At 36.0% G+C, this 13025-nt stretch carries 11 protein-coding genes; all 11 read right to left on the bottom strand.

The features are described from left to right. Window positions 1–2: 2 nt before the first annotated feature. Window positions 3–809, bottom strand: coding sequence for a selenium-dependent molybdenum cofactor biosynthesis protein YqeB (yqeB, locus tag R9X47_RS25930; protein ID WP_432664001.1), 807 nt, complete (start codon window positions 807–809; stop codon window positions 3–5). Between the two features lie 100 nt (window positions 810–909). Then, on the bottom strand, window positions 910–1485 hold the full coding sequence (gene mocA / locus R9X47_RS25925) for a molybdenum cofactor cytidylyltransferase (protein ID WP_432664000.1): 576 nt from the start codon (window positions 1483–1485) through the stop codon (window positions 910–912). A 77-nt stretch (window positions 1486–1562) separates the two neighbouring features. After that, the gene (gene yqeC, locus R9X47_RS25920) at window positions 1563–2324 is read right to left on the bottom strand and encodes a selenium cofactor biosynthesis protein YqeC (RefSeq protein WP_432663999.1); all 762 of its coding nucleotides are present in this window, start codon (window positions 2322–2324) and stop codon (window positions 1563–1565) included. A 9-nt stretch (window positions 2325–2333) separates the two neighbouring features. Then, entirely contained in the window at window positions 2334–3353 is a 1020-nt protein-coding gene (locus R9X47_RS25915) for a molybdopterin-binding protein (RefSeq protein ID WP_432663998.1), read from the bottom strand. A gap of 98 nt (window positions 3354–3451) precedes the next feature. Continuing rightward, window positions 3452–4972 (bottom strand): HAL/PAL/TAL family ammonia-lyase, encoded by a 1521-nt coding sequence (locus tag R9X47_RS25910; RefSeq protein WP_432663997.1) that lies wholly within the window; start codon window positions 4970–4972, stop codon window positions 3452–3454. A 26-nt stretch (window positions 4973–4998) separates the two neighbouring features. Beyond that, entirely contained in the window at window positions 4999–7266 is a 2268-nt protein-coding gene (locus R9X47_RS25905) for a xanthine dehydrogenase family protein molybdopterin-binding subunit (RefSeq protein ID WP_432663996.1), read from the bottom strand. Then, window positions 7266–8150 (bottom strand): FAD binding domain-containing protein, encoded by an 885-nt coding sequence (locus tag R9X47_RS25900; protein WP_432663995.1) that lies wholly within the window; start codon window positions 8148–8150, stop codon window positions 7266–7268. The genes R9X47_RS25905 and R9X47_RS25900 overlap by 1 nt, the downstream gene beginning before the upstream one ends. Window positions 8151–8234: 84 nt before the next feature. Further along, window positions 8235–8690 (bottom strand): (2Fe-2S)-binding protein, encoded by a 456-nt coding sequence (locus R9X47_RS25895; RefSeq protein ID WP_432663994.1) that lies wholly within the window; start codon window positions 8688–8690, stop codon window positions 8235–8237. A 337-nt stretch (window positions 8691–9027) separates the two neighbouring features. Continuing rightward, a complete protein-coding gene (locus R9X47_RS25890) occupies window positions 9028–9447 on the bottom strand; it encodes an aconitase X swivel domain-containing protein (RefSeq protein ID WP_432663992.1) in 420 nt (139 codons plus the stop codon). After that, the gene (locus R9X47_RS25885; protein WP_432663990.1) at window positions 9435–10730 is read right to left on the bottom strand and encodes an aconitase X; all 1296 of its coding nucleotides are present in this window, start codon (window positions 10728–10730) and stop codon (window positions 9435–9437) included. The genes R9X47_RS25890 and R9X47_RS25885 overlap by 13 nt, the downstream gene beginning before the upstream one ends. A gap of 406 nt (window positions 10731–11136) precedes the next feature. Continuing rightward, window positions 11137–12750, bottom strand: coding sequence for a BCCT family transporter (locus tag R9X47_RS25880; RefSeq protein WP_432663989.1), 1614 nt, complete (start codon window positions 12748–12750; stop codon window positions 11137–11139). Window positions 12751–13025 lie beyond the last annotated feature (275 nt).

The raw sequence follows: 13025 nt of genomic DNA, 5'->3' as shown, positions 1-13025 counted from the left end.
CATCACACTCCATGTTTAGTATTGTTCAAATATAAAATAGCCTCTAAAACTGCGCCTCCTATTGCCCTAGCTTTGTCGGATATAGTATAACAGTATTCCTTCTCTCCTCTAGGATCGATATCTCCTATTTTGAGTCCCTTTTTAACCTTTAATTCATCTTTAACAAGACCTCTTAGAACTCCATCGATAGTTGCCTTTACCTCTTCCTTATTAACATAAGCCACTACTTGGTCTTTTTTCACCATATCTCCGATTTTTAACACATTTTCTATTATACCATCACATGGTGACCTTAAAACTCTTTCCCTACCATATCCTAATATTTCTCCTGGAACTCCTGTATCAGGAATTGCAGAGCCTTCAAAAATCAATTTTCCCAGATCGTGTCCACGACTTGTTTCAATAACCACATCAACATCTATTCCTGCATCAAACCCAGGTCCAACTCCTATTGTTATAGGTGCCATTTCTTTATGAGTTCCTAGATTTCTCTTTGCCAATGTAGCATCAACTAATACCTTAACATCTATTTCATCCAAAATCTCACACTCTTTGTCAACAATAATTGGTATACATCCATCATTCCATATCCTAAATATTTCTTCAATATTATATGCTCTAATGGCTTTTACACCTTCAACCATGGCCTGTCCATCAAATATCGCCTCTCCAAAAGAAACTGTTCTTCTAACCATAGTAGGCTTCTCAATTTCTAAAACCAATATTTTAAATCCAGATCTGAAAAGCTTGTGTGCAATACCTGTTGCGAGATCTCCACCGCCCCTTAGTACAACTATACCGTTAAACATATACTTCATCTCCAATTATAGAGATTCCAGTCAAAACTTTAATTTACACATATCAAAATTCCCAGAAGCATCGGATATTTTAATATGTATAAATTAAGATTTACTTGGAACTCTCTATAGTATATTCTTCCCATGTATCTATATCTTTTCCAATAGTTCCATTGGTAAAATCCACGATCTTTACGTCATTAGTCCTTTCTTTAATAATACTTCTTCCACCCTTATCACCTTCTATATTTAGCAGTTCTCCTTTTAGCTCTGAGGAAAAAATTACAGGGTTACCTTTTTCTCCATTGTATTTAGGTACTACTATTGGATATTTCCCTTCATTAAAAACTTCAATCAGGCTATTAATGGTGGCAGCATTTAGAAAGGGTTGATCTCCAACAAAAAACATAAAGGCCGTTGTTTCTGGTGGAGAATGTTCAACACCTAATTTCATCGACTGGCTCTGTCCTAGCTCAGCTCTATCATTATAAATAGTTTTTATACCATTCCTGATTCCGATTTCTTTAACACTTTTCTCACGGTATACCATTATTATATTATCTACCTTAGATTCTTTGATAGCTTTTATTACCCTTTCTATAACAGGGCTTCCATCTAACTCAAGAACTAGTTTATTTCTTTTCATTCTCTTTGAAAATCCAGAAGCCATTATAATTCCGGTAATCATTAATTGATCACTCCATCCACTACAAAGATGGCGGCCACGCCTTGTTAGTTCTAAGCCACAAGCTTTCAGTCGTTCTTTTAGGACTTTAAGAAGAATTCATTCTTATTGATAGTATTAGCCGCAATAATCCCATCAACTTTAAACCCATTTGTCTTAACTAATCTAATTATTTTTTCTGCTTTTCTTAATTCTTCATTATTATCAACTTTATTCAGTAGTATATATGCTTTAGACTTAAAGGGAACATTCTTAAATAGGCCTCTATTGTTTTTGATTAACTGATATATTTTTTCTTCACTGATTACTTCTTCCATTTTACTATCAGTTACCTTGCAAAATAGCTCAGGTCTATGAACATTTTCTTCGTTGATTCTTTTTCCAATGGAATCTATTCCTATTACACCTATAGTTGTATCAGTATTTTGTGGAATAACAGGCTCATGATCGGCTGGAGCCTTTATTGTTTTCCTCTTTGACCCATCTGCTTCAACCAGTATATAATCAAATATTTTCTTATAGTGAATTTCCTCTATTAGTTCCTTACTTAAACCTAGCAGCTTATTTTCCTTCGAAACCGCTCTACCTATAACTGTGATAGTTCCACAGTCTATATTCTCTAAATTTTCGATAAATTCAATCGAATTATCAACTATTATTTTATCATAGATATCCTTCTCTGGGTAATAAATAGCAGTTGATGTCGTAATTAATACTTTTTTGTCTAGTTTTTTTAGCTCCTTAGCTAGTTTAAATATAGTAGAAGTTTTTCCACCACCACCAATAAAGCAGAGAAGCTCTTTTCTAGAGAAATCTATATCAAATAGTTTATAAAACTCCATCTTTCCCACCTACTTACCAAATGGGCATACGGGATATCTACATACTTCACATCCTAAACAAAGACCTCCATGGGCTAAGGATGTAATATCTTTTTTAGTTAATACCTCTCCTGCCAATACCCTAGGTAAAACCAAATCTAATACTGTTGTTCTAAAATACATTCCACAGGCAGGTATTCCTAATATAGGAGTCTCTTCTTTATATGCCAACATAAACATTGCTCCTGGCAGCACCGGCGACCCATAGGTTATAACTTTGTCTGAGATATTCTCTATAGCATTAGGAGTCACATCGTCGGCATCGACAGACATACCACCGGCAGTTAAGATAATCTCAGCACCGTTATCGATTAAAGACTTAATCGCCTCTTCTATTTTTTCTTTATCATCTGGAGCAAACTTAAGTCCGATTAAAGTAGATCCTTGTTCCTTGATTTTTTCTTCTAGCACTGGCCCAAACTTATCTTTTATTCTTCCTTCAAAAACCTCAGATCCAGTTACAACAATCCCTACTTTTCTAGGTTTTATCTCCTTTATACTTAGAACCTTACCTAGATTCTCACAAATTTTTTCAACATCATGAATTTTTTCAACTTCTGTTACTAGAGGTATTATTCTTGTTCCCGCTACTGTCTGATCCTTTTCTATAACTGAATTGTTGTGAAGTGTTGCAAACATTATCATTTCTATATCATTAATCTGTAAAAGTGCCTCAAGATTTACCTTGAGTATCCCCTTCGCTTTTGCCTTTATACTTATCTTTCCCTCAGAAGGTCCACTAAGATATAGTCCATCTCCGGCTGCCGCCTTAGCCATACGCATAGCCGCTTCATCCTCATGAATCATATCTTCGTTTAAATCAAAAACATGAATATTATATTTTCCCATGTTCTTTAGAATTTCTACATCTTCTTCCTTTACAATATGTCCCTTTTTAAAGGCCGCTCCTTTAAATTCACCTGGCACAATCCTAGTTAAATCGTGGCCAAGAACCATACCTACAGCATCTTCTACTCTGACTTTTTTCATTTTTTCCCCTCCTAAATTAGGACTATATTGAAAAAATTCGCACCTAGAATAAGGTTACGAATTTTTCCATAATTGTGGATAATCCACAATTAAATATACTAAGCTAATGCCTCTCTCGCAGCTTTTAATAATCTTCCTGATTTAATTATATCATAAGCTTTCTTAATATCTATAGTTAAACATCTATCTTTTTCTAAGAATGTTACTTCACTTCTAAGTTCATCAAAGGCTGCCTTAGTAGCTTTACCTAAGCTATCTGGCTTTCTAAGATCGATTGCCTGTGCAGCATGTAGTAACTCAATTCCTAATACATAGTATAAATTATCAACTATTTGCCCAACTCTTCTAACCACATGTGGAGTATTGTTCGCATGATCTTCTATTTCTCCTGCTACTGAGAAAAAGTCCATTGAAGACGGGTTAGCTAAATGTCTTATCTCCGTATCCAAGGAAGTAAATGGCTTCTGTATTGTTTGATAAGCCTGCACGTTACCTCCATCAGGAGATAGGAATCTAGACAGCCCACTAAAGGATGGATTAGAGAGCTTTACAGTTCTATGGCAAGACATCTTTGATAAATGGCTAAGAGCTATAGCTAACATTTCGAATCCAACAGCCCATGTTGTTGCTTCAAAGTTTTGACAAGAGATTATTCTTCTCTCTTCAATAACTACACATGGATTGTCATCAGATGTGTTAAGTTGAAGTTCAAGATATTTGCATACATACTCAAGGGCATCCCTTACTGCGCCATGTACAGCACATGCATCTCTATAGGATAATGGATCTTGAAGACTCTTTGTTATATCCTTACTATTAAGGTAGCTTCCCTTAAGATATTCTCTTATAGTATCTGCACAATATATTTGTCCAGGTAATTTTCTTACTTTATTTACAATCGGATCAAGTGGAGTAACATTTCCATCAAGGCCTTCAAGTGACATGGCATATATCAAGTTTGATATATCTATTAAATCCCTAACATCCTTTAGAACAAGGGCTCCCTTACCGGCTGCAAGGGCATTAGATGAAACGATTGCAAGACCATCCTTTGGCCCTAATACTACTGGTTTAACCCCTGCCATTTCCATAGCCTTTGCCGCATCCATTCTTTCTCCGCGATAAAATACCTCGCCTTCACCCATTATTGCAAGTCCTATATGGGATAAACATGAAATATCAGCTTGCCCAACGGATCCTCTTTCAGGCATAACAGGATGTATTCCATGATTTAAAAATTCCATATACATATATGCTACTGCAGGCTGTATACCTGTTCTTCCTACAAGTAATGTATTAAGTCTTGCAAGAAGTACAGCCCTTACGTCTTCCTCCGATGCCTCTGGTCCAACTGCTACGCAATGGGCATATATTAAATTTCTATTATATTCCTCAAAGTATTCATCAAATACTTCCTTATCCTTGTTCCAGCCTACACCTACAGTAAATCCATAGATAGGTATTCCCTTATCGGCAAGCTCAAATACAAGTGCTCTAGCTTCTTCTAATCTTTTTTTAGCTTCAGGAGCTATTTCTATCTTCATACCTTGTCTTGCTACCTTATCAACTTCCTCAACCGTTAGATCTTCTCCATTTAACATAAGTACTTGATCGCTCATTTTATTTCCATCCTTTCAAACTGCTCTTATAGATTTTCTTTTTTTTCCTTAAGTGCCTTTAATACTCTCTCAGGGGTTGCAGGCAAATCAGTAATGTTTATATCTAGTGCATTATTAATAGCATTTATAATAGCCGGTGCCGTAGCAGCCGCACATACTTCTCCAACACTCTTTGCTCCAAACGGCCCATAATCTTCGCCGTCTTCAATTAACTCTACCCTCACATCAGGCATATCAGGTGCATTAACAACGTGATATTTAGAGAAGTTTAATGTGCCAACTCTCCCATTGCTATCTATCTTTATCTCCTCTGACAAGGCAAGACCTATACTCATATGTGCTCCACCTTGAACCTGGCCTTCAACAAAACCTCTATTGATTGCCTGACCAATATCATGAACAGCCAATACATCAAGTACCTTAACTAAACCTGTAAATCTATCGACCTCTACCTCAACAAAATTAGCTGCATATACAGCTGGATTAGCAGGTGACTTATATGTGTGTGTTACCTCTATGTCATCTTCAAGTTTATTTTGTATTTTAACAATCATTTCTCCAAAGCTAAATTTGCTCTCTTCATTATCAGCATTCCATATATAACCGTCTTCGATAACTACTTTTTCCTCTGAACAACCTAATATAACAGCGCTCTTGGATATTAGTTTTTCCTTAGCAAGTTCAGCTGTCTTCTTAGCACATCCCCCACAAACAAAGGTTACCCTACTGGCTTGTGTTCCAGCTGAGTCATACGGACTAAGGTACGTATCTGCCTGAGGAGCAATCACTTTTTCAGGATGAATGTCTAATACCTCTGCTACTATCTGTTGCATTGTTGTCACAGTTCCACAACCCTGATCATGGATACCGGATTTTAATATCACTCTGTCATCGTTTGTCATTCTTAAAGACATCGTAATAAAATCTGGGAATGCTCCATGATATCCGTTACCATGGGTCGCACATGCCATTCCAACGCCCTTAACCAATCTTCCCTTGTCCTTATCTCTATTTCTTTTCTTTTCCCATTCAAATACTTCCATACCTCTTTCAACACAGTCAATTACCCTAGCATTTCCTAAATCCGGTCCTCCAATAGGGTCCTTATCGTAGGGATCAACAAAGTTCTTAAGTCTAAACTCAGCAGGGTCCATGTTTAATCCCCTTGCAATATTATCTATATTTATTTCCGTCGCTGCGTGGATTTGTGGTGATCCATATCCTCTACAAGCTCCTCCTACTACTGTATTAGTAAAGTATGAGGTCCCTTTAAAGGTTTGATTATCTATTTTATACATTCTAAAAGATTTCTTTGCCATAGCCATTGGAACGGCTGAACCATTTGTATAGTATGCACCAATATCAATTTGTGCATCAATATCTCTGGCAAGGATTTTACCTTCACTATCTACTGCGGTTTTAACCCTTATTTTCGAAGCATTTCTACTTCTCATCCCAATGATTGATTGAGTTCTATCGGTAACTAGTTTTACCGGTGCTCCAGTTTCCTTAGCTAAAAATGCGCAGATAGGTTCTAGGATCGGCTGGCCTTTACCTCCAAAGGATCCTCCCATAATCGATTTTATTACCCTGATATTATCAACGGGCATATTAAGAGCTTCAGCTACAATTAATTGTACTTGGAATACAACCTGACAAGGAGCCCAAATGGTAATGTTGCCAAAGTGATCCTCAGCTGCTACACATACATGGGTCTCCATAGCTGCATGATGCTGCTTTGGTGTTGTAATAACATCTTCAAATACTTGCTTAGCTTCTTTAATTACTTTTTCTGAATCTCCACATTGTACACTCTTTTCAAATGCCTTATTTCCGTCTTCATGTATCTTCGTAGCATCTTCCTTCATTGCATTGTCTATCGAAGCAATGACCGGAAGATCTTCATACTCAACCTCTATAAGTGATAAGGCTCTCTCTACAGTTTCCATATCTTTTGCCACTACTGCAGCTATTCTATCTCCTACATGGCGGGCTTTCTCATTTAAAATCAGCTCATCCCTTGGGAAATCAATTCCCTCAAACCATTTATGGGAGTTATAATAATTTTTAGGTACATCCTTATGGGTAAAAACTCTTACCACTCCAGGTAGCGCCTCTGCCTTAGAAGTATCAATATTAATGATATTTGCATGGGCTACATCGCTTAAAAGTAGTTTTGCATAAAGCATTCCATCAAGCTTCATATCTCCGGCATATTTTATTTTCCCAGTGGCCTTTTCTTTAACATCATGTTTTACAATTGATTTTCCGATATATTTGAAATCCTTACTCATTATCTCTCACCTCCTGGGACAACGTTTCCGAATAGCTTATAGAAAATATCGTGGGCAACACCTTTTATAGCTTCTCTTTTATATGCTTGAGAGCTTCTTCCAGCTATTGATACATCCACCTGCTCTGTTAGCGCATCACTAAACTCCTCAAAAAGTTTCTCAGAAGGTGCCTTGTTTATCAATGCCTTTTCAGCAAGTTCACTACGGAAAGCCTTTGGTCCTAATGCACCTACAAATACCCTAGCTTCTTCTATTAAATTATCCTTGGAGTTATATTTTAAAGCTACTGCTCCATTAATTTTTGAAATTGTAACTGCTGTTCTAGTTCCTAGCTTTGTAAAGGCAGAAATGTATCCCTCTGCAAACTTTGGAAATACTATTTCAATTATTGCTTCATCAAACTTCAGGTTATTCCTACCAGACCCGAATATAACTTCATCTAAGGTCTTTTCAATAACTTTCCCCTCTCCATTTACAACCCTTAACCTTGCATCAGCCGACATAAGTGGCGGAACAGTGTCTGCACACGGAGATGAGTTTCCTATATTGCCAGCTATAGTTCCTCTATTTCTAATCTGAGTTGAGCCTACCTCTCCTGCTGCCTCAGCTAAGGAAGGAAGATGTTTTTTTACCAGTTCATTTTCACTTATCTCAGTAAGTGTTGCCGTAGCTCCTATTCTAATTAGATCTCCATCTTCTCTTATGTATCTAAAATCCTGAATTCTCGATACATCGATGATTGTTCCAGAGTACAACTTTTTTTGCTTTAACTGAATTACAAAATCTGTTCCACCAGATATTAATCCAGTGTTTTCATCTGCATTTTTAAGACATTCTATTAACTCATCTAAGTTATCCGGTGTTTTCATAACTATTTCACTCATTTTAGTCCCCCTAACAAACTATGGTCATGACATCTTAAAATTTATTAATCTTTAAAGTGTCATTACTTTAAGTCCTAAATCTATCTATTTTTTAATTACATCCTTTACTGAATTAACAATTTTTGTATACCCAGTACATCTACATAGATTTCCTTCTATGGCTCTTCTAATTTCCGCTTCAGTAGGATTTGGATTTTTCATTAACAACGCTTTACAAGACATAAGCATTCCAGGTGTACAGAATCCGCACTGTATCGCTCCATTTCTCATGAATGATTCTTGAAGCTCGTCAAGCTCACCACTTTTTTCTAGACCTTCAGTGGTTATGATTTCCCTTCCCTTTGCCTGCATTGCTAAAACAGTACATGATGTAACGGCAACGCCATCCATGATTATTGTACAGGCTCCACATTCACCTTCGCCACAGCCTTCTTTAACACTTGTTAATCCTAATTTATTTCTTAATACATCTAAAAGTCTTTCTCCAGGATCAACTTCTATAACTTCTTCCTTGTAATTTACTACGAATTCTAACTTCATACATTTCCCCCCATTTTTCATCTTTATGCTTATATTCTATAGGATCATCGTCTATAAATAGTCAAACCTATAGACGGAGGTGAAATATGTACTTTGCAACAAGGATAAATATTCAAATATGTATGTCTTCATAGAATTAAGGAATAATCTTGACTTAGCTTGTTCCAATGCAGATAGGACCTAAATTTGAGAGTTTTAAAAATGATTGTGTTAGAAAGACAAAATTTTATAGACTTAAAATTAGAGATGCATAACAAAAGACGTTAAATTTAAGCTTTTTAAATAGGGTATTTAAATTATTAATTTCAATACCCTATTTAAAAAGAACTTTATATATTTATTTTTTAATTATTTCTATCTCACCGGTTTTTCCATTCATCTTAACATAATCACCATTTTTTATATGCTTGCAGGGATCATCTTCTTCCGTAAAGTCCACTATTGTTGGAATTTGCATAACTGCACTAGCTACACCTGAACTAGAGTCTATCTTAGTGAATATCCAGCCCTTCGGTGCTGTTCCTGCCGCTCTAGCTACACCAAAATAACAGGACCATCCGTTAGAGCCTTTGCTTCCCGAAAGTACAAGGATTTTGTCTCTAATAGACTTTCCTCTATTTATATTTGCAAATTCTTTTATAATGCCCGTTTTAGGATCTATTCCACCCCATCCAGCAATACTATTAGGACATACCAAGGCTTCACCCTCTACAATGCCTTCGATAACACCTCTTCCCTTTAATATCATTTTGTCCATCTATTATTGGCCTCCCATCTTCCTGTAACTGCCGCATCTATACAACTGTATTTATCTCCAAGATATACGCTGCTATCTACATCGGATTTTACACTATAGCATTGCTTTAAGCTATCAAAAACAAATCCTCTATACTTATCTAAAAATACTGGTCCTATTGTCGTAGGACATGTGCTAGTATAAATATGTCCACCGGCCTCCTCAATTATTTTAGTATATCCATTTTCATCGGCCATACATTTAATTGGATATACGGTCCATATCATAAAGTGAACATTATCATGCACTCTTTTTCCCTTTATATAATCTGCAACTTCTTTAATCTGTTGTAAGTCATAGTGTGGACATCCTAAGCTTACAAATTGTACTTCTCCACTTCCTTCATCACAAATACTATTATAGGCCTTATCCAAATCTTCTTTATTAATAGTGAATTCCTTTATTGGTTCTTTTCCTCTAAAAGCGTCTTCCCTAGTTCTGGCTTCCGGTGTAACTCCAACGACATGACACATTTCACAGTTACTAGCAACAGCCAATGTTGTGCAGAGGTGTTTCAGTTTTGAAAAATCTACACCTTTAAAATCCCCTTCAATTACAGGAGTAGTACTAGTTGGAACCTTGTCGCCTATGGCTTTACCTAGCAAATCCCATTCTAGTACGCTATTTAATTCTGTATCTATCTTAAACAAGTGAGTTCCTACTCTATTTTCATCTAGATGTTTACCCCACTTTGGAGTTCTTCCACAAATAGCAGACCAAAAAGCCGCTTCAATTCCATCAGAGTTACCCATAGCAGCGAACAGAGAGTTTCCTATAACCGTAACTCCAGATTCAGTTGTTACAAAATGCTCTCCTTTAATAGGTAGCCAACCAGTTAAGTACGGAGCACATGTTCCAGCAATACTAACTCCAGCCTTCTTTGCCCCTTCCAAGTATGTGGTATTTTTATCAAAGAAATCCTTCGTTTGATTAAAGGGTTCGTGCTCATATTGATCGCAAGGACTTACACAGGATTGTGTATAGCAATTGCCATATACACTATCAAAAGGTATTACTTCATCTTTTCCTAGATTTATCTTTGAAAAAACTTCCTCGAAATCATCCATTTCTAATATTTCTAGATAGTTATGGGCTCCACAAAACACCGTGGCTTTAGTGACTTCGCAAAGCTCCTTGGCGCCTAATACTTCAGCGTATCTAACCACGTTTTCCATTGCTACCTTTTTTAATTTTCCTTCGCTTCCCCGTAATACATCTTTTTCATACTCACTTAGTTTTAACATTTTAACCTCCAATAACTTAGCTCTAGGCGTTAATATTTTTGTTGTATCAGCCATAACTCTTTCCAGCCTGTTTCGGGTAAACCTTTGCAAATTAGTATTTCAAGAGTTCTTAATTATTTATTATAATATACGTCAAACGTCAAATTAGAGTCAATTATGGATGTGTCTCATGAATTTTGATTTATAGACATCCAAACACTTGATTTTTCTGGATAGTTTAGATATGTACAACTTAATAATCTTATTACTATCTCTATATTTATAATTTTTCCTTATCCTTTATCTTATTAATAATATTATAAATAAAAAACCAGACACCTCCTAGATAATAGTTATAATAAGCTTTACTATTGTCTAGGCCTAAGTGCCTGGCTTGATTACTTATTCATTTTATAGATACAAACTCTTACTCGTCTATTTCGCAAATAAGTTCTTTTTCTACTATAGCTGTTTCTGGATAAACAGCCACATCATAGTTCTGTCTAAGTACAAACATCTTAATCATGGATACTGCTAGGGCTACATATATAAACAATACTGGTAAAGCTGCCGTCATAGGCAATAGCTTTGTAGATTGTATAACACTTACAGCTCCTTCAGTAGATGAAGTTGTAGCTATGATACTTAAGAAAGCAACTGAAGACATTACAAGACCCCAGAATATCTTAATATTGTTAGGTGGTTCTTGTGTCGCCCCTTGAGGAACATTAATAGATAAAGATGCAACAGTCGAAGTCATTGAATCACATAGTGTAACTACCGATAAGAACAATGTTATCATAAAGGCTACACTTGTTAATAACGGTAGCGGGAAGTTCTGTAGGAAAGAGAATACAGAAGCCTCTAACCCTTGGTTTTGTATTACATCCCAAATCGCGCCACCTGTATTTAATTCTAAATTAATAGCATTAGATCCAAATACACCAAACCAAAGAATGGCAAATGTTGCAGGAACAAATAAATTCATTACAATAAACTCTCTAATAGTTCTACCCTTAGCTATTCTACCAAGGAACAATCCAACCATTGGACCATAAACGATCATCCATATCCAATATATTACAGTCCACCACATAGGCCATTTGTTTCCTTCTATAGCACTTAAGAAAGTCATTCTAGTAAAGAAGGTACTCATTGATTCACCTATTGCTTCAACTGTAAAGAACATTGAAAATCTAGTAGCACCAAATATGAATATAAAGGCTAATAGTGCTAAAAATACCTTTGCATTCATATCAGATAATCTTCGGATACCCTTTTGTAAACCAGTATAACTTGAGATAATGAAGGTTGTAACAATAACTATTAGTACAATACCTCTAACAAGGTTAGTAGGTTCAATTCCAAATACTGCATTAAACCCTGCACCAAACTGTAAGGATGCAACAGCTAATATAGCAGATACTGAAACCGCAATAGCAAATAGACAGATATTATCAACAATATGTCCTATCGTTCCAAAACTCTTCTTTCCGAAAAGCGGATATAAAGTAGAAGAGATTCTGAATGGCAGCTTCATATTATATACAGCAAATCCAACAGCAACTCCAAATATACAGTAGTGTGCGTAAGAAGGAATTCCCCAGTGGATCATACTGGTTGATAAAGCTGTTAAAGCAGCCTGTGAACTTCCTGCAGCTTGGTCTAAACCGGGAATAGGATTGTTCAAGTGGAAAATTGGTTCTGCTATACCCCAGAAAACTATACCAGTACCGATACCACCACAAAGTGATATTGCAAACCAGTTCCATCTACTAAGTATAGGTTTTGCATCCTTTCCACCTAATTTAATGTTTCCAAACTTAGAAGCGAAAAGCCAAAGAAGAATTCCAAGATTCGCAAGTGCCATAAGTGAATAAAGCCATCCAAACCAGTCATATTGGAAATTAGAAATAGCTGTTTCAACCTTGAAGAAAAGTGTTGGGCTAATGATTCCCATTAAAATTATTAATACAAAAAGTGCACACATTGGAACAAAAATGACTTTTCTGATGACATTTTTCGAGTCCGATTTAACCATGTTTCATACCTCCTAGTCTCCCTAAATTATTTGCTTCTTTAACATCGTATAAACAAATTATACTTGCTAAATTTTTAATAACTTTCCTGCTCCCCCCTTATCATTTATACTTGTAGCAAGGCTAAAAACCATAGCTTTCAAGCATTTTTATAACACATATGCAATTATAAACCTTGTGAAGCTGCTACTTGGTTTTATAACTTCCATTATGTGTTTCAACAAAGTCTACTTTAAAAGAATCTTTATAACAGACTTTGCTCATTTGTATCTATCTA

Origin of the sequence: Wukongibacter baidiensis (genome assembly GCF_050888315.1) — a bacterium.
GTDB lineage: Bacteria > Bacillota > Clostridia > Peptostreptococcales > Caminicellaceae > Wukongibacter > Wukongibacter baidiensis.
The sequence above is the reverse complement of the archived record's forward strand: the minus strand, read 5'-3'. Positions and strand labels throughout refer to the sequence as shown.